We start from the raw sequence: 20,145 nt of genomic DNA on the forward strand, positions 1-20,145 counted from the left end.
ATCTACTTTTTATTAATGTTTTTTAGCAAAATTCAGCTTTTTTCTATCCTCGACCTTTACTTGCTTCATTGAATATCCATAAATTGCTTCAACCCCTTATTCACTGCCTCATTGTATTCTTGTTTAAAGGCATAACGAAAACTGTCCTCTGATTTTATTCCGATAAACATAGGCTTTTCATCAGACTCCCATTCTTTAATTAGCAAAGCAACTCGTACAATCTCATCATTGAGTTTCCTAATGAAAAGTCCTGTTATCACATCGTGGCTTTTACAGGCTAGTGTAATACCTTGAATACTCAAACTTTCTTTAACTCCAAATGGAGGAATTAAAGAAAATTTGAATTTTCCGTAGAAATCATAATTCATGACCAGTACATTTTCATCTTCGTATCTGTTATGGTTTAAAGAGACAATTTTTACCGCATCCAAATTATCTTCCCGAACATACAAAAACGAATAAGTGACATTGTCATATCGATGAAATTTACCACCTTCATAATAGACTATATCAAATCCAGCACCCCAGCCGTCAAGTAGATTTTCTTCGCTGCCAAATTCTAAACTGATGTATTTAATGCAAGCTGTCAGCGCCCTAAATATACAATCAGTGCGTCTATCTCCCATGCTTTGGGAATAACCTTCGTTTTCGACAAAATGCTTTACCCATTCAGAAGCGCCACTTCCCGTAGCCAAAATATCCAAATTGGTTTTACTGTGATCCTGGAGCCAATTACCTAAACACACGACCATAAGCTTATTATCTTCCAATTCCGGACCGCCAAGTGCCAAAAGGACAGACACGCTGGAGTATTCCTCGAAATTATCACTAATGTCATCTACAAGGATGAGTAAAGATTGTTTATTGATGTCCCTATGCGTAAAATAATCTACAATATAGCTGCGCAGGGCTTCAATCTGTGAAACCAACCCTGCAAATGCAACACATAAAATATCTTTAATAATAGTAGATTTAACCCGAAACTCGACCACCGGTACTGGGGATCCTGTTTCCTTACCTGTAGAAGGAATAACAATGTTTTCCAAAATATCAGGGTCTGAAATCGCACGATCACTGATGATAATCGGGTAGGCATTGCCATAAATAATTGAGATAAGGCTCATTGCTAGAATAAATAAAGATGCCAAAATATTAAATCCATAAAAATATTCAACAAGCTGTCTATTTTTATTTATTATTTACCATAAGATATTGCTCTTATACCAGGAAAGTTAAAAAGAAAGCGGAAATGAATGCTAAATTCGTTTCCGCTTGAATTTGATATAACTAAAACCTAAAAAAAGGAATCTTTTAAATCCAGGATTAAACGTTTAACACCAATACTAAACGAGACCTGCGGCCTATCTGCAATTCTACTTAGCCCCGCTTTCCCCGGACTGAACAAATATGCTCCTCCGGTTGGAATCACCCAATTTTGCTTATCATCAGATATATTTACCTCTCCTAGAGGACAACTAAGCTTCAAACTCCTGTTTAGATTAGAACGTCCTACCAGAAGATCATTTCCAGGTTGCCTGCCAGGCCGGTCAACCCCGTTCATCCACTTCGCACTGATAAACTCGAAAGTGTCTTCAATCGAAGTCTGATAGGAAACAAACATTAATCCCTTTTCTCCCTGGGGTTCTTCTTCGAAAGGCTTCCCATAGGGAATACCCCTTCTTAATAACCTGGGCACATCAACGACATCTTTGGGGCCTTTACGGGGATTAACTTTCCTGATATGCCCACCAAAGGGGCAGCCTTTTCCATCCTGATCGTCAGAAAAATCGAACACATTATCATCTGGGATTGCTCCGGGATCTGCCGATTGCGTGAAAGAAACCAGGGCCCCGTTAGGCCAACGACCAACAATCAATGCCTGAACATGTTCTCCTGTAACACCAGGCAGATGCAGCTGTAACTCAAGTGCCTTCTGATCGCAAAATGAACGGAATTTTTGAACATCCTGATTTAGCCTGCGAATGACGAGCAATGAACCATTTGCTGTTAACTGCCTGGGATCCGTACCGGCAAATTCAGCAGTCCCTCCTTCAACCTTGGGGTATCCAAAAACAAAGTTCCCCATTTCCAATTCTCCATCCAGATCAAAGCCTTTGACCGTAGGCTGTGAAATCCCATCCCTGAACCCAAAGTGCTCCAAGTCCTTATTGCGTTCAGCGGTCTCAAAATAAGTTTGTTTTAAGCCCGCCAATTTAGCACTGTTAATTAGTTCAGTTGCCCGCTCCTCGGCGGTATTTCTATCGTTAGCCCCTATGGTTAAAAGAATATCAATTGGATTATTCTCCCCGCCTATTTTCCAGCTAGTTTGAGGAGTTCGGTCGCCTAAAAGCGGACCTGCACGTCTCACCATGCCAAGCCGGAAAGCCGCATCATTAAATAACACATCAGGTGATGTTTTTGAAAAAACCTTATAGCTTAAGGCCAGCGAAAGCCATGAAATATCCTGCAAGCGATCCATATCCCGAATCGGCCTCCGCTGCTCCCGCACTTGATTAACTGAGGTTAGCTCTGGAGCGCGCGCTGCCAGCCAGAAAGCAATTTCCTGCCAGGCATCCTCTGTATTATTGGTTAAGCCAGCAAACACCTGAAAATTCGTATTAAACCCTGCAAGGATGTTTCCCTGAATGTCATCAAGATTACTCATAAACCAATAGCTAAAGCCTAGTAATGGATTTAAAAGCACTAGCTTTCACTTCGATCTCTTTAGGTTTTGGCAGTAAGCCCTCAAAGGCCAGCTCATAACCAGGTACACAGGCTCCTGTACTATTCAAAACCAATATTTTGGTTCCTGTTTTTCTACAGCAGGTGCATTCACAGTTTACAACAGGACCAACTGAATTTGTAGTACGCTTCCATCGGGTAACAAAGAGATGAACAGAAAGCAACTGGGCCAATTGTGCGCCATAAACAACCGGGTTTCCATCAATTAATAAATCTGCCAATATTAAGCCTTCGCTGGCTGGAACTTCCAATTCCAAACGTAAAACCCTGCTTTCTGCGGGAATCCAAAGGTCCGAGCCTCGCACTACTTTCCACCATTCACGTGGTATAGGTTCTCCGTTTGGCAAAGTCAATCGCTGCTCTTCAACTGCCGCAATATAGAGTCCCACCGGATCTGCCAGTGTATAGTGATAAGCTGCTAAAACCTGCGCGTATGCCTGTTCTCCAATAAGCGGATCGCTATTCCGATTGGGATTTCCGCCATTTGAACAGCAAAGCAATAGTTCAGGTTTTCCAACTTTAAGGATATTCCCATCCGTTCCTTTACGTGCAATCCCTGATACGCCTGCCAAATTAACTTCAGCACCAAGGGAATTCGCACGATGCGAAAGGTGGACGATTCCAGGATCAATATTGTAGCCATTCCTCCAGTTGAACCCACCTTTTTCAACCAAGGTTACAGGCTTGGTTTTACCTGGATACAAAACTTGCAACCCTTCCAGTGCCCTGAGCTCATCCACCTGAATACTGTTAATCCCCGTGAATTCGCGGTACATATCCCTCACCAAGGTTGGGTCATTTTCGAATAAAGTAGCATAATAATCATAACCTTCGGCTACAAATATCGCTTTGGTGATCTTACCATCCTGGTTGCGGCGAACTGTCCATTCCAGGTATTCATCCTGCCTGTGCCGAACCGGAAAAGTGAGTGGATTTCCATTCAGGTCACTCAACTGGCCATTATGGATATCTTCATTACCGGATTGTTCAGATGCCCTGAAATTCCCTTTGAAATCGATATCATCCGGTGGAAACGGCCACGGTGCATTTCTTTCCACAGCTCGCGGAAAGGCTCCCCAGGGAGATATCCCAATAGTTTCTGCATCAGCCGGTGGTGCGGTAACAGTTGGATCTACATAGGCAAGCTCAGGTCCCACAGCCAGAATATCTTCCGGGGTAATGTCTTCATAATCTTTCCCAAGGGTTTGACCTACAAGAATTCTGATAATGTCTTTGGCTTCTTTTTCCATGGCATCATGCCATTTAGATGGGTCTTTAAAATCATGCACGTTTCCAGGTGCATTAAATTTCCAGGCGCTCATAAAATTTGAGATTTGTTAATTGATTAGTTTGTTTATTTATTGGTTTACTTAAAGTTATAAATCATACTTGAAATCAGGAAATCCTATGTTGATAAAATCAGGACATTGAAATTTATAAATGCCGCTTTAAAAATGACTTCGAAAAAACGGCTCTTTCTATCCAGAAAGAACCGTCAACTAACTAAAACCTATTTTTCGCCATTTGAAATGACGACAAATACTACTAGGGCATCCCCCGCAATCACCATTAGAGGTAATTATCTTAGCTGATCCTCAATTGATCATCAAAACCATGGGCTTACTTACCTTTTTCCCTTGGTCTTATTTTTTTGAAGCTAAATTTCTGTAATTTTCGATAAAACAACCGTCTGCAAAAATTACTTAGAAATCCCGCGCTTAATGGCTGCAATCCCTGAATAACCATTTTTCAGCCACCACTAATACGATCAAAATAATCAGGATAGTAAAAAAAGGGAATAGTTTATAACACTTTTGAACCATTGAAATTTTTTATAATTACTGAATCCATGATAATACCATAAAGTGTGCTGTGGCTTTCTTCGAGTTTCTCTACCAACTTAAATTGTGCCCTTGCACGCTGCAGATTATGATCAGAAAACTGCGTCTTGTAGTAGGTATCACCATTTAGATAGTCCGTTAAAAATCGAACTCCCATGAGAAAAGGCAATAGCAAGACACCATCTACAAGTGAATAAATTTCAGTTGTATGCATATGATGTATTGTTTGTTGCATAAATCCCTCTGTAAAAGCCCTGAACAAGTCTATATTGAGCTGTATCTTTTCAAGGTCCGGTTCATCCTCCGGGGCAGTACTGATAATGGTGCGTACTGCATCACCAAAATCAAATGCAGCATATCCAGGCATCACAGTATCTAAATCTATCACGCACTGCGCTTCATCCTGCTCGTTGAGTAATACATTGTTAAATTTTGTATCATTATGGGTTACCCGCAACGGAAGGAAGCCAAGCTGGGCCAGACGGTCAATCTGGTGCATTTTATCTACTCTTTGATTGATAAATTCAAGTTCGGCTGCCACACACAATACGCGCATGCAAAGATCGGCCTCCCTAGCCGTCTTTAACTGCTTCAACCGAAACGGGAGGTGGTGGAAATTCGGAATGGTAATCACAAGTTTATTGGCATCCATGTCCGATAACATAGTTTGAAAACTTCCAAAAGCTTTCCCCCCTTCAAATGCCTGCTTAGGTGTGGTTACCAGATCATAACTTTTGGTCCCTGCCAAAAATAGATAAAGCCGCCAATAGCAGCCGTCCTGGTCACAATAATAATATTCCCCATCCTTACACTGGATCAGGGTAAGTACACTTTGGAAAACATTATCACAACCAATTTGACCAAGCTTATCCTTTATGTGGTTAGTCACATGCATTATATTGTTGATCAGACCGGGAACATCTTTAAAAATGTTGTGGTTAATTTTTTGGAGAAGGAAATCCGGGGTAGCCTTATCTAACGTACAGACTTTGTAAGTATCATTTATGTGTCCCGATCCAAACGGAACCGCGCTGTCAATCTCTTCTTCTATGTTGAAATTTGAAATAATATTAAGGATATCAGAATAAGTTAAATTGTTTTTTTCCATTAAAATTAAGTTGTTATTTTTATTGTTAAGGGTCACTACTTTATAATTTCTCCAAATGGACCCTGCGCTAGAAGTAGCTCAATGTTTACTTACAACCATTAACACTAAGCGCTTGAAGTCTCCGAAATGTCCTGCCGTATCTCACCAGTTATCGAAACGAATCAACCGATTGGTTTTTAGCATATTGACCGATTTATAATCTTACTACGACCCAACCAACTGATAATCGTTTTGCATTGAATACCACAAACTTTCTTTTCATCGTGCCAGTGGATTTCAAAATCAAAAAAAGGCACTCCGATTAAGGTAACAGTGTATAACCACGCTCTTGCAAAATTCTTTGTAAAGACAGAAAACTACTGATGCCAATCCCATGGATTTTTTTTAATTCACTAAAAGAATAACTTTCTACAAAAAATTTGCATGGGACATCAGCAACACATGAAAAAGGAATTTTCCGGTTTCTTATTTCCGAACCCAAAAAAAAGCGTAGGGCGTTTATAGTCCTTATATTGGAATGTTTTTGTAAAAGATCCAAAATAGATTCATTAGAATTTTTAATTTGAAAATTTTCAATAGTTGTTTTAATATTCAGTTCTTCATTTTTCAACTGAAGATGGAAACGGTTAACTTTTTCGAGCGCTTTCAAATATTCCTCATAACCGATCTTTTTAATTTTTTACTTGTTTACTGATTTATAAACATCAATCATTTGACCTCGATATGAACCATGCTATGTTGCGGGGCTGCAAGCCTGACAATCTAAAGCTTAAAGTAGCCTACAGGACAGTTAAAAGACCGCTGAAAACGCAAGGGACGATGACATCCTTTAAATTAAAGGCATGTAGATAGATTAATTTTACGTTTAACAAACGGAATTTAACTGCCTGTGAGGCATAACAAATCCCCAAGGATTTCAAGAATTTCCCCAGATTCTCACTGCGTTATATCCTAATTAGGGCTTAACTAAGAAATGCTGTTACTGTGTTTCGAGATAAAAGTCATCACCATACACCGTTCCGTTTACAGCAGATTTATATAAGAAAATTGTTGCTGAAGTGTTTGTCGAACCAGTGGTAAAAGTGATTAGCTTTTGCTGATAGGATGTGGTTGTAATTGCTTGTTCCAAGTTTGCACCTCCATAACCTTTGACTCCCATCGATGCCCCCAACGCTGTTGAGGCCAATTTAGCATATCCGCCAAAGACATAAGTTGTGTTTGGCTGTAATCCTGTAATGGTTTGCTCTACCGAAGTTTGTCCACCCTGAAGGCTTACTGCCCTACTTCCTGAGCGTGCATTACTTGCAACAACCGAGACTGTCCCACCACCCACTGGCTGCCAGGCCGTCCATGGAGATAAACTTGCGGTTTCAAAACTGCCATTAACGGCTTGAGTAAGTTTGTACACCCGAATATAATCTACGTGCATGGTAAAAGGTAACTGGGAGTTTGTTATTGGACCTGGCCAGCCAAGGCCTCCAGACTGATTCAAAATAATATAGAAAGGTCTATCAAATGGCCATTGCCTCCAGTCACCACCAACGGTTTTGTTATAGGTATAAGCCAACACATTGTTGGTATACATTTTTATTGATGTAGGAGTCCAGTCTAACCGGTAAATGTTATAATCATTTTTAACATGACCATAGGATGTGGAAGACGAACCATTATTTCGGTGCAGAGAGTGCCATACTACGTTTTCATTATTTACATGTTCCATTAGATCTATTTCTCCTCCATCAGGATTTGGGCCATGCTGAGTAGCTGGTTCTGGGAGTAGCCAGATTGCAGGCCATGAACCTTGCCCTTCTTTCATTTTTGCCCGCACCTCTATCCTACCGTATTTTAAGTTAATTTTTCCACGGGAGGTTACCCCGCCTGCATGATACGGCTGCGAGTTACCCGCCACTGTAGCATTATCCATCCTTAACACAAGATTACTGCCATCCTGATAGGCATAATTTGGATTAGAAATTAAGTAACTGCTCCATGGTGAGCCATCATTTTGTGCGTATGCCCAATTGGAAGCATTAAAAGAACCAGATGAATTAAACTCATCTCCCCACATTTGTATAAATGTCGGCGTAGCAGCAACTGAGCTAACTGCTGAGATTGCTTCAGGACGAATTAATTTTTCTGTTTCCAAATCACCAATGTTTTCGTTTTTCCGACAGGAAGTCATGGCAAGGATAGCCAGACTGGCCAGCCATAGTGAAGGTTGCATTTTTTGTTTCATAGTTTTTCTTTTTGTTTTGTGGTTAGATTATTATACTTATTTAGATTACCTGCAGAACCAAAAAATAGAAGTTCGTTTTACTATTTAGAGATATCGATTGGATCTGGTCTGAAATCATCAGAAGTTATTAATGTGCCACTCTCGCGCTGATGGGCGATTAGCCTGGTCAGGGCCTACCTAAAATCGTTAATGGCACAGTATCCGTCCAATTCTCGCTCAGTCTCCAAAGTTTGAGTGTTTATGTTAGTTCAGCAGGCAAACTGTTTGGGTCTTTTAGTGATTAATCAGGGACTTTGTTTCTTCCATCATGTCCTGAGCTGTGAACTCTGCCAAAGATCTTATCTCAAACTTCTTTAATGCCCGGTCAAGTTGAATCAGTTTATCAGTTTGACCATTTTTTTTGTACAATGATTTCAGATACCTGATCTTTTCAAAATCTTGCGCACCTTCCAATAGCTTTTCAAACCTTACCGAACTTAAGGGGCCTGGATAAACCAGGTAGGTGTCGCCTGCCGGCCATGAAGTAAACCGACTATCCAATAATGGTTTCTCTGTCCAGCTATTATATGCCCACCGCAGGTAACCATCCATATTTTTTCCAGCGGTATACCAGCCTATCCATACGGACTCGGCTGGCGAAGAGAAGGTAAACCCATTTGGGTAAGGTTCAATACAACAGGTGTACCATGTGCTAATCTTGCCTTCTGACCGCCTTCTTTGCAGGACACTATCCGGAAAACTCCACTTCGAGGCAATGCAGTAATTATCGATATCTCTTTCTATCTCCGCATGATAATCACCTGCCAAAGCTATTTTCCAATTTTTATCAATATCTTTCAAAAGTCTGATCACGGATTTCATTGCCTCCATTGGCCTTTCATCCATTGCTATATAAGTTTTATCAAACCAATTCTTTCCTTTAAGATGCCCCGTAAAATCTACGAGCATAGTCTTCCAAAAAGTGTTGTAGGTATTTGTGCCAATGGCATCGGTGAATACACCTTCCTTGTTAAGCGCTTCGTCGAAATAGGTGAATGCAATTTTCCATGGCACCATACTGTAACAGTTGATACGCTCAGAAATACCGCATTTCATAACAAATGCAACATACTTGTCGAAAAGCCTATAATCATATTTCCAGGTTCCATCTTTTTTCTTTATCCATTTTACTAAAGAGGGATAATCATCATAAGTTTGGTGTCCCCAAGGCTCATTCACTATACTGGCAGTAATTGTTTTCTGCCCAGCTTCTGCAAGCATTGTATAGTATCCTTTCATCAATGAAAAATGCTCATCACTCCATAGGGGTACGTTATGTACACGGGCAATTGCTGCCGGATGTTGCCAAAGATCTAAATCATATTGCGATTTACCGGGTGGAATCAGCGTCTTATCAATAACCTTCACATTAATTCCCATATTATAGTTCTTGTCACCCCGAACGGTAATGGTACCTTTATAGCTCCCAGGTTTTGTGTTAGCTGGCACCCTCAAACTAACCCAAATTGGTTGTGTACTATTTTTCGCTATAGATACTGATGCAATTTTCGTATCGATTATATCAGCAACATATGAAGAGTCATAGTCCTTCTTCTGACGTTTACTGCACCCGTCTTTAAATTCATCGGTAATCACATATTTTAAGAAACCCGTGGAAATATTTTCTTTCCGAATGGTGCCGCCTTCAATGTTTTTAAGATCCGACACTTCTAAAGTAATCCTGGCAATATCCCTACCAGCCCATAACAGTAACTGGGTACTTATTTTTTCACCCTTCCAGGCCTTTGCTTCCCAGGTTGACTGGAACGTACCTTTTGGTGGCAGTTCTCTGGCATAGCGAACATCTGATGAGGCAAAGCCCAGGTTTAGTTCTTTTGAAACTTCAGTCCATTTATTAATAATTGCTTGAGCGGAAATTTGCGGTTCCTTTTGTAAACTAAGGCTTACATCCTGAGACCTAACATCCAAACAGAAGAGAGACAAGTAGATAATAACTAGGTACTTCATATTAAAAAATTTTACAGTTGATGATCGTTTTTGTAAATAATTTGGGCGTTGAATTCACTGTCTACGTTAATTGGATACATTAAGGATTTGTCTTCGTTGACGCAGCAATATTGATCCTAGCCCTGGCTGGTTTACCGCAATCTTTAGCGGTCGGAAGCTCTATCACATGCGATGTTCCGTTTATAGTAAGTTCAATCCTTTGCAGTGCGGTATTCATCTTTGGATCTGACAAGGATACATCAACACTGCTCCCCCTATCTTCTATTAGCACTACACAAGGAGCGGATGAAGAGAATTTAATCCTCCCTGCCTTTATTTCAATGCCTGGGGTGTAAAATACAGCTTCAGTTATCTTTTGATCCACAGATTGTACGCATTGAACAAGCGTATCGTTACGAACAATTTTAAAGGGCAACTCTACTGCCGGCAGACCCTTCCCTGCGTAAACAGCATATGCATATCGACCATTGAGGGCCTCACGGCCGTGATCGATCCATATTCTGAAAATATTCGAATGAGTGGGAAGTCCTGTTTTATTTCTATTAACAAGATTCCTTTTTTCCCATTCATTTGCTTTTCTCTGCGAAGTAAAATATGCGTTGGAGGAATTGCCAGGCAGTACAGTATAAGAAAATCCTCCTTCCTGTCCTATCCATATAGGCTTTTTAAGTACTGGAATCAGTTGCAGACCATTTCCAACAACCGACTTTTTGCCATTTTCAAATCTAAACGGTGCTCCGCTAACGGCGGTTTGATCGATTGAGGTGCGGATATTCCCCTCCAACTCCGGCTGTTTATTTGAAATGCCAGCGCCCAGCGCGATGATGTAGTCTCCGATAATAAAATAACCTTTATGTGCCTTTACTCCATACATTACGCTGTTACCATCATTCGTTATTTTTCCCTTCTGTTCAGCGTTCATTTTTTCGAAAATGAAAGCACCAACCGCATTCTCTCCACCAAAAGTGGCACCACCTGCAAAATTATATTTGCTGCAATATCCTCTCCAGTTGGTCACTGGCTTTAGCTTTTCCGCCCCTTCTCTCGCGGTAACACCTGGGGTCGCCGTGATATCCATAGCTCCAATTATCTTTCTGTACTCGTTTCCATTTTTTTGGTAAAAAGTAAGTCCGTCATTTGCAAAGAAATTATACTCATCGGCAAAGTCTTTGGCACTTTCCAAGCCATCACAACGGTTTGAGGCCATGTTTACCATTACATAATAGTCCTTTGTGTTTTTCACAAGATCATCATTATTGTAAAACCATCGCGTGCCGCTATAGTCACCCTGGGTAAAATTCTGCATCCTAATATCATTTCTCAGCACTTCTACCTCCAATTGTTTTAGCTCTTTGAGCTGCTCTTGAGAAAAAATACCAGGCCAATTTTGTAAACATGACTGTAGCATCTCCAAATAGGGAATATGGTAGCTCTTTTCCTGAAAATAGACTGTTGAATACCTGTCCAGGCATGGAGGAATAAATCCCTTATAATAATAAAAACTACTCCCGCGCAGAAAATTCAAAATTGCATCTGCATTTTCCCGGTCGAGTTGTTTTGCCCAATACGATCCCTTGAGCATGTTTAATATGCCCAGGGCGCTTATTCCCCCATGAATTGGATATCCCCATACCAAAGACTGAAATCCATGCCCCCATCCTGCGCCATCTGCGGTGAACCCTTCAATCCAAAATGCTTCATTGTAGGTGGATTGTGATACATTACTAAGGCTCCGTTTTGCTACCTCAGCCACGACTTCGGCCATCCTGGTTGATTTTACCATCATCGCGGTCTTGAGTAGCGGTCTGTAGGCAAGTGCATTACCGCCAACCCACCAAACATGGTTTCTGAAGCGTTCTACCTGAACAACATCCTTATCAGTATCATCCCCGCGATAAGGTTGTGTCCAGGACTGCATGGCCAGCTTCTTCAAGATTGCATTGGCCTGCTGAATAACCGGGTTAGCCTGCTCACTTTTTTCAACCTCCTCCATAGCTTTGAAAAGCGTAAAATAGATGCCGCATGCTGCCTGTGGAATGGCAAAACAAGAAGCATGAAATCTATGCTTATCGTTTAACCTGCTAAGTTCTAAAGTGCCATAGTGTTCAATCGCCTTCCAAAATTTTTCAGGTATGGAACCTTGGTTGGATTTGAATTGCCCGGAAATAGCATGAAGTCTGTTCATATTGGCAGCAAGGAAAAAGCCCATGCGCTGTTGATCTTCAAAACCCGCCTTTTCCAAAAGTTTAGTGGCATGGATATGGTTCTCATATTCGATCTTATCTTTAAATATCCCCCGATCATCCAGCAGCCCCAGAAACAGCAATCCGCTGTCAGCAAGTTTCGTTTTCTTTTCCAGGGAAGCTTCCTGGGCATATTCCAAACGAAGTCTGCCAATACTTTCATCTGCAGATTCCTGACCTGAAGCCGCTATTGTACAAGTAAATGAAAGCAGCAGAATACCTATAACATTGACTAAAATCCTTGCGGGCATACTTTCAATTACCATTAAATTTCACCTTAAACATTTCGCATCCTGCAAGCAAGAATGCACCTGTACCGAAGACATCGGTATCCTCTGGCCCTACCTGTTGTGGATCTGCACCCTGGGCCTGGACATATCCAAGTTTTCCGTCGGGATGAATACAGGATACCAGGCAATTCCACGCCTTTTCAATCTTCGGAAGATACTCCTTACGCTCAAGGATCCCCTCATTTATTCCCCAAGCGAGGGCGAAGCAGTATAATGCTGTGCCACTTGTTTCCTTAGAATTATAATTTTGAGGATCCAATAAACTTGCACGCCAGGAACCATCAGATAATTGCAATTCTGAAACCCGTTTTGCCATCTCCCTGAATTGCTTAATAAAACGGTCTCTGTCCGGAAAATTTTTAGGCATTGCGGTCATAAATCTGGCAAGACCAGCGAGTACCCAGCCATTTCCCCTGCTCCAAAACACCTTTTGGCCATTCTTTTCCTTTTTTTCAAAGTATCTGCTATCTCGGTAAAAAAGTCGCTCTTTCGGATCATACAGGTGATCAGAAGTTTTCCACCAAAGTTCAGCGGCTTTTTTCAAGTAACGGGGATCATCCAGCGATCTTGAAAGATAGGCGAGTGATGGTGGTCCCATGAACAAAGCGTCACACCATGCCCATTCCTTTAGATAAATCTCGTTTTGCCATGTCAGGGACCGATCGTGTGAAACACTCAAAATACTATCAGACTGTTTCTTGAAGTCTTTGATAAAATCATAATTCCCTAATAAATTATAACAGTCGATATAAGTCTGCGCAATACAATAATCATCAGCGAAGAGACGCTCTTTTCCGGTACTCCAATTCATTTCTTCACATGCACTAATTATTTTATGGTAGTTATTCCATCCGCTTAACCGTGCAAATTCGGTCATTCCAGCTAACATTACACCATAGGTCCAATCGGTCTTTGCAGTTTTCCATCCTTTTTTATCGATCTCCTTCCATTGCCAGTCATTTACTCGATTCATGCTTCTGAAGATAGAATCCACACTATCCTGTGCCGTGGAATTGAACCCGATAAGCAATAAAATAGCGAAAAGGGAACAAGAAACTTTATTTTTGATGATGTTTAAATTCATAGGGCATCGCTTTTATTTTCGCAAGACTGCAAATTGGTTAAAGGGTTAATAAATAAATATGTGTTTCATTGGGCTTGAAGCTATCAGATAGGTTCCCGTTTTCAACCTGAACCGACCTGTTTTCGCCATTAACCTGAAATGTCTTTGAAGAATACCCAGACAAAGCAGGAATTTTTGTTTGAACATTGATTACAGATTCACTTTCGTTTACTGCAATGATGGTAATCTGGTTTCCACTTTTACGGAACCAGAAAAAAACTTCACTCGAAGGGCCTGATAGCCAATTAGACGAATTTTGAAGGGGTGTGTGAACCCTGGGCCAAAGGTCGGTAACCTCTTTCAGTGTTTCTGCAAATGCTGTCCTGAGCGCGGGGCGTAAAAAAAATGTGTAATATCCCCAACGTTCGTGGAGGCTGTTTTCAGGCTGTAACAACCAATACCATAAGCCATTGGAACCGCGAGCAATCAAGTCCCATGCTTGCCCCCTAATTTTATCCCGGGTATCGGGAAAGGTGCCCAATGTTTGGTAAGGCGGATTTTGCAGGTTTGCTTGAATGTTTCGTATCTTCTGTAAAACCGTTGCCTCTTCAGGACTTCCAGGGGTGACCTTGGAGCGCATAAAGTCAGGGCTGAGCACCTCGGCACCTGGCAAATGGTATGCTGCAAAATCGATACAGTCATGCGTATTGGCAATACCTACCCACTTTACGCCTAACCTGGCAGCGCGTGCCATGTATCCGTTTAGGTAATTCCCTTTACGTAGCGCAGAGGGCGGCCCATTGTAGAACTGAGGCATATCGTAATCTAAAGCCGTTTTAAAGTTTTCCAATTCCCAATTGGAAGTATATACGGGATGTTCCCTGTCGGTCTGTTTAATCCAATCGTACACTGACTTAAGTTCAGCTACAGATATCTCTTTGACAGATGGCTCATCAGACAAATACCAGGAGTAAATTGCCGGGTGGTTCTTGTATTGGCTTACCTGTGCTTTAACCCGGTCAAAAATTGTCGCGCTATAGGTCTTAACCCCCAGGTGAAAATGAACTTTCAAATTGTACCTTGCAGCCGAATCCATGTAGGCCTTAATTTGATCATTATTCATACTGCTAAACTGATAGGAATGAACGACATTAAAACCATAGCTGGCAGCGCGTCTCATATCTGGAATATTTGCTGCAAAAATACCTTTGACTAAAAAAGGTACTGGAGTAGCAACGGTATCTGTTACCACAGTGGTTGGAGTGGTTGGGGTTTCTTTTACTTCAAGCCTATTGCGCTTACAGGCGAAGACTGAAATGACCACAGAAATAAGCAATACTTGATTTAAGATCGTTTTCATACGTTTAGGTTAATTTTCAATAATTGTTTTTCGTAGGGTAATTCGTGTTTTTATATCTCAGTTATTCTAAGGGGCTAAGATTGAGCTCCAAAATTTTCATCAGTTCCTTGCCTTTTATCTCAACAGGTATCATGCTAATGGTATGTAAACCCGGTTTGAGTGTGATTTCGCCTATCTGGATGGTTTCCCGGATCCCCTTTCCATCTTTTCCTTGTTTCACATCGTGCTGCGTTTTTACCCCATCGACAGCTAAAAGGTAGCTGCCTCCGGTTTGGTTATCCACTATGTAATCAGCAGAAAGCTTAAACTTGCCAGGCTCAATAGTCCTGAAAGTCCAACTAATTTCCTGGTTGTTGTTTGTCCATCCATATAAGTAGTAGGAGTCCTTTTGCCCAGATGATTTCTTAAGCGGATCGCCTTTTTGTTCTGCATCGTAGGCAAGAAATTGGGTAGATAAATTAGCGTCGACAAAGCGTTTCAGGTCAGTTTTGGCACTTCCCTTCAATTCCAGAACAATTACGGTACTGATGCTATCTGGTGCCGATTTTGGCAAGCTAACCATCAAATCCTGTTGATTAAGCCTATTCACGACCAAAGTGTTTTTGCTAGAAAGCAGGTAAGCCTTTCCAATTTCACTTTGCAAACCTCCAACAATTAGTCTCCCGTTTTTAGGCCATTGAAGTACGTGCAGATAAATAAAATTTGCCTTCGCTGTACTCACCCCCAGTTCTGCAGCGGCAAACCAGACGCCCCTGTGCCATATATGCTTTCTCCATTTTTACTCATCCATTTCCCGATACCTCCTAAAATATTTTTGTCAGGGGCATCAATGGTTCCATCACCTTTAGGGCCTATATTCATCAGTAAATTGCCTCCCCGGGAAGCAGCTTTTATGAGTAAACGCACAAAGAAGGAAACCGACTTGTAGTTTTTATCTGCTCTCGAATAGCCGTAAGAATCATTTGTAGTAGGGATTCCTTCCCAATCTGCCCCTTTGGACGAAAACTCGACAGGCTGATCATCGGTACTTTTGTAATCTCCCCACTCTCCATATGGCCAACTATCGGTTATTCTTCCATTTACTACAATGTTCTTGTCTTTTATCCAAATAGCTTTTAAAATCCTTAGGTTCTCAGAATATGGTAGCTTATGTGGCGTATCAAACCATAATATATCCGGATGGTATTTATCGATCAATTCATTTAATTGTGGAATCGCTTTCTCATCAACATATTTTGCAGCCTTTGCCACCAACTCGGGGTGCTCGTCATACCACCTGCGACCTCCATAAAGATTTTTATCTCCACCAGGGTTATTAAACTCCCAATCGTTACCAGGTGCATCCGGGTGTTCCCAATCAAAGGCATGAGAGTAGTAAAACCCGAACTTAACGCCATACCTTCTACAAGCGGACGAAAGTTCAGCCATAGGGTCTCTTTTAAATTCGGTTGTTTTTCCCAGTGTAAACTGAGAAACCGCTGAAGGATACATGGCGAAACCATCATGATGTTTAGCGGTAATTACAAAATACCGCATTCCCGCATCCCTTGCGGTTTTGATCCATTTATCTGCATCAAAATTGGTGGGGTTAAAACCTTCGGCGATCTTTAAGTATTCTGCTTTGGTAATCTTTTCCCGGCGCATCAGGTGTTCGCTATAGCCACCCAATGAGCGGTCCTTCCAGTCGTTTGCAGGTAATGCGTAAATTCCCCAGTGGACAAACATGCCGAATTTACCTTCACGCCACCAGCGCATCCGCTCTTGGTGACTTGCCATAGCCTCTTTCCACCAGCCATTTTTGGCCTCTTCTATTGCTATCAGGTCTCTCTTTTTTGCTATATCAGCAGGTTTTTCCTGGGCAAGAATGACATTGCCCAGGAAAAAGAAGACCATAGTAATTGTTACTTTAATTCTCATTAGCACACATTTTAATGGGTCCTTATCAATATTTACTTGGTTTAGCGCCCGAGATAAAAATGAGGTAGGCTAAAGAGATCTCTATTAAATACATTACTCATCCGGATTCTTATTTAATTACAAGTTGTAACTCCTTTATCATCTCTTTCTGATGGTCTGCATTGATGTTTGACGCTTCAAAAACAGCTTTATAGGTAGCTTTCGAACTGTAATTATTAACCTTTGGTATAGTATAACTGGTTACGCGATTGGCGATATTTTTCACTACGACTCCCTTATCCGCCGAGACCTTTCTCAGGTTTATCGGCCCTATGATTGCCCAGGTGTCCGCGTTCTGCGCAGCTGTGGCAAGGTTCGCAGCAGCAGGGACATCGAGGGTAAAAGGAGCGGCACTGGTTATGGTCCAGCCAACCAAAGGACTAACTGCATTATCTCTGGACATTGACCAACCCGGATTATAAGAATTTACACCATAATTGGTGAACGGAGCTGTAGGCAGGTTCATATTTGCTATGGTATATTCTGTTCCATCATCAAGCTTGTTTTTAATTAAGAAATCCCGAATAGACCATCTCGGCTGTATGCTTCCAGCGTTTGCTTTATAACGGAATCCTACGTAAACGGGCTTGCTGCTTGCAGCGAACTCCTCCAAATTGATTGAGCCAGATGAAATATAATTCGCATTGTCACCTGGGGACATAGTTGCCCGACTAGTTATGTCTGTCCAGGTTGCCGATTTTATGTTACTGGTCGTCGCCAGTGTGTCTCTAGTAACCAAAGACCATCTGGTTACATTGACAATTCCTGCAAAGTCATTTGAAACCAGCACAGCCAACGAATTCGGTTGGTTTTGGTTTCTCTGGATATGTGAGGTGGTAAAACTCAATAGCGGTGTTCCCTTGGCTTCCTTTCTATTTCTGAATTCGTAGCGGCCTCCCGGGGTTCCGGAATAAAAAGTTATCATATCAGGATTACCGGTAAAGTTGAAATTGATTGTATCACCTAATAAAAACTGATTTGTTTGAACTTGCCTTGTATTATAACTCAATACATCGAATTCAACATCTCTTACTGCAAGTTCCTTTTTACATCCCGCGAAAACCAGGGCAATTAGGGAACTGAATGCCAAATATTTCTTTAATTTCATGATTTTTATTGTTAAGAATAAATACGTTACCAACCTGGGTTTTGAACTAATTCCTTATTGGAAGCAATTTCACCGGCAGGGATTGGAAGTAATAGATTACGTGCCGTAGCATTAGTAAATGCCAAATGCCCGTAATTAAAATAGTTATTGATAGCCCTTATCCTTTGCGAAAATTCGGACATTGTTGAAACAAAATCGCCCCATCTAACTAAATCCTGCTTTCTCAGCGCTTCGAAACATAATTCCTTTGATCTCTCCTGCTTCAATGCCTGACGCAATGTGGTCTGAGAAAGCCCGGAAAGATCAACAACGGTTGTTCCCACAATTACGGTGGAGAAAGTAGCTTGCTGGGCATATTCAAAAATAGCACCTGTCACCCCAACAGCGCTGATGGCACCAACCCCGGTTTGCGTAGGACCTACATTTGTTGACCTACCGGCTTTAGTTACATGGTAATAATTTGCCCCATTACGGACGTAGCTATTAATTGCATAGTTAGTATTTGGCTGCCAGTCTGGAGTTGAAGCAGGCCATGGTGTAGAAAATTGAATCGTAGTGCTAGCACTATATTTTCTACCAGGATTTTCAATATAAACGCCTGATATTTTTCCGTTTGCCTGATCGACTGAAGCTTTTAGAACCGCACCGGTTCCACCCGAGGGATCGCTAACTGTTACCGTTACATTATCATCTCGAAGGTACCCACTTCCAGAACCTGAACCGCTTCCCTGAAGACTTATATGTTGAATACTGGAGAAAGGAGTACTGGAAGTTGCATTTACCGGCTCACCGAAAGCCCTTCTCCTCACCTGGTTTATTGCATCATATGCTACCTGGGTAGGACCATTAACCTCGTTTTCTGCTTCGGCCAGCATCAATAAAACATCAGAATAGCGCAGAATGGCAAAATTGATCTGAGTATTACTATTGATTTTGTTATAAGATAATTCCATCTCTCTTCTCCATTTCCCAACCTGGTAGCCAAAATTGCCTTTATCAACCGTATTGTAATCTACATAAACTTTACTCAGTTTGGTGAGCTGATCTGTTGCATCTGTCGCATCTCCACTTCTTCTTGAGCGCTGATAACCAAATGGAGAAATTGACCAACCCCTCCTTAAATCTCCTGGTTCGTACAGGTCAACGAATTGGGGAGAAACATTGAAATTATTGTAATTATAACCGTACAAATTGGTTATCTCATTAACAGAAAACTGTGTAGTAATCCCGGGATTGTTTCCCAAAGTACCTAAATTACCTTTACCATCTGTTCCATCGCCGAGAAACTCAACCTCCCACATACTTTCACCGATATTATAAACGTTTCGGTGCATATTGATAAATACCTGGCTATAAGCAGAATTGGTAAGACTGCTGTTGAACGTTTCCAGGAGCTTATGCTTTCCACTACTAACAACTTCCTTTGCCCATTTTAAAGCAGCCTGATAATATACTTTACTGTCGCCCGCTGAAGCAAAAGCTGCTCCGGCTCTGGTCAAACAAACTCTTGCTAGAATTCCCTGAACGGCTGTCTTGGAAACACGTCCTGAATGTCCGATTTTATCGATATCCCTAACCAATGGTATTGCCGTTTCCATATCTGCTATTACCTGGGCAAAAACGTCCCTTGCCGGGGTTCGGTTACCCTTTAAGTTTGACGGATCTTCAGATCGCGTTAACTTAAGGGGCACATCGCCAAAATAACTCGCTAAAAGAAAATGATAATAAGCTCTTAAGAAAAGTGCCTCACCTTTGAAAGCGTTTCTATCTTCTTCACTTAACTCCGGAACCTGTATATTATCAAGCAACACGTTGGCTCTTTCAATACCGGTATAACATTGAACCCATAAGCCGTTAACCACAGGGCTTCCACTATCAAAACTATTTACCACTACGCCTGTGGTTATATAATTCCATCTGACGAAGGTCTCATCCGTAATTGCACCAAACTCGTTGATCAGAGAACCTCCATATAGACGATTAGTAGCCAGGGGCTGATACACCCCTGCCAAGGCAACCATCATTTTATCTTTGCTGTTATAATAATACTTTTCGGCCAAAAAATCGGTTGGCTCTGTATCAAGAAACTTTTTACAGGAAATGAACGATAGGCTCATCACCAGAAACATTAAGAATATTTTTTTCATCTTATTAAATTTTAGAATTGAGAACTAATAGTTCTTATATTTTT

The 20,145-nt window shown here is 41.4% G+C and carries 14 protein-coding genes; all 14 read right to left on the reverse strand.

All coding sequences use genetic code 11. From position 1 onward, the window contains the following. Window positions 1-65 precede the first annotated feature (65 nt). A complete protein-coding gene (locus tag G7074_RS02990; protein ID WP_166206858.1) occupies window positions 66-1,124 on the reverse strand; it encodes a hypothetical protein in 1,059 nt (352 codons plus the stop codon). A gap of 170 nt (window positions 1,125-1,294) precedes the next feature. Further along, window positions 1,295-2,665: a Dyp-type peroxidase gene (locus G7074_RS02995; RefSeq protein ID WP_166206861.1), complete on the reverse strand. Its 1,371-nt coding sequence runs from the start codon at window positions 2,663-2,665 to the stop codon at window positions 1,295-1,297. Between the two features lie 10 nt (window positions 2,666-2,675). Further along, window positions 2,676-4,064, reverse strand: coding sequence for a hypothetical protein (locus G7074_RS03000; RefSeq protein WP_166206864.1), 1,389 nt, complete (start codon window positions 4,062-4,064; stop codon window positions 2,676-2,678). Window positions 4,065-4,545: 481 nt separating this feature from the next. After that, window positions 4,546-5,691, reverse strand: a complete 1,146-nt coding sequence (locus tag G7074_RS03005) for a phosphotransferase enzyme family protein (protein ID WP_166206867.1) — start codon at window positions 5,689-5,691, stop codon at window positions 4,546-4,548. Between the two features lie 301 nt (window positions 5,692-5,992). Beyond that, window positions 5,993-6,301, reverse strand: coding sequence for a hypothetical protein (locus G7074_RS03010; RefSeq protein WP_166206870.1), 309 nt, complete (start codon window positions 6,299-6,301; stop codon window positions 5,993-5,995). A gap of 369 nt (window positions 6,302-6,670) precedes the next feature. Continuing rightward, window positions 6,671-7,927: a family 16 glycosylhydrolase gene (locus G7074_RS03015; protein WP_166206873.1), complete on the reverse strand. Its 1,257-nt coding sequence runs from the start codon at window positions 7,925-7,927 to the stop codon at window positions 6,671-6,673. Between the two features lie 273 nt (window positions 7,928-8,200). Continuing rightward, window positions 8,201-9,934, reverse strand: a complete 1,734-nt coding sequence (locus tag G7074_RS03020) for a DUF4091 domain-containing protein (RefSeq protein WP_166206875.1) — start codon at window positions 9,932-9,934, stop codon at window positions 8,201-8,203. 79 nt (window positions 9,935-10,013) lie between these two features. Further along, the gene (locus G7074_RS03025; protein WP_166206878.1) at window positions 10,014-12,443 is read right to left on the reverse strand and encodes a polysaccharide lyase family 8 super-sandwich domain-containing protein; all 2,430 of its coding nucleotides are present in this window, start codon (window positions 12,441-12,443) and stop codon (window positions 10,014-10,016) included. After that, window positions 12,433-13,551: a glycoside hydrolase family 105 protein gene (locus tag G7074_RS03030; RefSeq protein WP_166206881.1), complete on the reverse strand. Its 1,119-nt coding sequence runs from the start codon at window positions 13,549-13,551 to the stop codon at window positions 12,433-12,435. The genes G7074_RS03025 and G7074_RS03030 overlap by 11 nt, the downstream gene beginning before the upstream one ends. A gap of 37 nt (window positions 13,552-13,588) precedes the next feature. Further along, window positions 13,589-14,890, reverse strand: coding sequence for a glycoside hydrolase family 2 TIM barrel-domain containing protein (locus G7074_RS03035; RefSeq protein WP_166206884.1), 1,302 nt, complete (start codon window positions 14,888-14,890; stop codon window positions 13,589-13,591). A 61-nt stretch (window positions 14,891-14,951) separates the two neighbouring features. Beyond that, window positions 14,952-15,479: a hypothetical protein gene (locus G7074_RS03040; protein ID WP_166206887.1), complete on the reverse strand. Its 528-nt coding sequence runs from the start codon at window positions 15,477-15,479 to the stop codon at window positions 14,952-14,954. A 128-nt stretch (window positions 15,480-15,607) separates the two neighbouring features. Beyond that, window positions 15,608-16,807 (reverse strand): alpha-L-fucosidase, encoded by a 1,200-nt coding sequence (locus tag G7074_RS03045; RefSeq protein ID WP_166206890.1) that lies wholly within the window; start codon window positions 16,805-16,807, stop codon window positions 15,608-15,610. A 109-nt stretch (window positions 16,808-16,916) separates the two neighbouring features. Next, window positions 16,917-17,954 carry a DUF5017 domain-containing protein gene (locus G7074_RS03050; protein ID WP_166206893.1) on the reverse strand — a complete coding sequence of 346 codons (1,038 nt, stop codon included), beginning with the start codon at window positions 17,952-17,954 and terminating at the stop codon, window positions 16,917-16,919. Between the two features lie 26 nt (window positions 17,955-17,980). Continuing rightward, window positions 17,981-20,101 (reverse strand): RagB/SusD family nutrient uptake outer membrane protein, encoded by a 2,121-nt coding sequence (locus tag G7074_RS03055; RefSeq protein WP_166206896.1) that lies wholly within the window; start codon window positions 20,099-20,101, stop codon window positions 17,981-17,983. Between the last annotated feature and the right edge of the window lie 44 nt (window positions 20,102-20,145).

It is taken from the genome of Pedobacter sp. HDW13 (assembly GCF_011303555.1).
GTDB lineage: Bacteria > Bacteroidota > Bacteroidia > Sphingobacteriales > Sphingobacteriaceae > Pedobacter.

Coding starts and splice junctions, on each gene's coding strand:
- G7074_RS02990 (WP_166206858.1), bottom strand. CDS start 1,124: ATGAGCCTTATCTCAATTATTTATGGCAATGCCTACCCGATTATCATC.
- G7074_RS02995 (WP_166206861.1), bottom strand. CDS start 2,665: ATGAGTAATCTTGATGACATTCAGGGAAACATCCTTGCAGGGTTTAAT.
- G7074_RS03000 (WP_166206864.1), bottom strand. CDS start 4,064: ATGAGCGCCTGGAAATTTAATGCACCTGGAAACGTGCATGATTTTAAA.
- G7074_RS03005 (WP_166206867.1), bottom strand. CDS start 5,691: ATGGAAAAAAACAATTTAACTTATTCTGATATCCTTAATATTATTTCA.
- G7074_RS03015 (WP_166206873.1), bottom strand. CDS start 7,927: ATGAAACAAAAAATGCAACCTTCACTATGGCTGGCCAGTCTGGCTATC.
- G7074_RS03020 (WP_166206875.1), bottom strand. CDS start 9,934: ATGAAGTACCTAGTTATTATCTACTTGTCTCTCTTCTGTTTGGATGTT.
- G7074_RS03025 (WP_166206878.1), bottom strand. CDS start 12,443: ATGGTAATTGAAAGTATGCCCGCAAGGATTTTAGTCAATGTTATAGGT.
- G7074_RS03030 (WP_166206881.1), bottom strand. CDS start 13,551: ATGAATTTAAACATCATCAAAAATAAAGTTTCTTGTTCCCTTTTCGCT.
- G7074_RS03035 (WP_166206884.1), bottom strand. CDS start 14,890: ATGAAAACGATCTTAAATCAAGTATTGCTTATTTCTGTGGTCATTTCA.
- G7074_RS03045 (WP_166206890.1), bottom strand. CDS start 16,807: ATGAGAATTAAAGTAACAATTACTATGGTCTTCTTTTTCCTGGGCAAT.
- G7074_RS03050 (WP_166206893.1), bottom strand. CDS start 17,954: ATGAAATTAAAGAAATATTTGGCATTCAGTTCCCTAATTGCCCTGGTT.
- G7074_RS03055 (WP_166206896.1), bottom strand. CDS start 20,101: ATGAAAAAAATATTCTTAATGTTTCTGGTGATGAGCCTATCGTTCATT.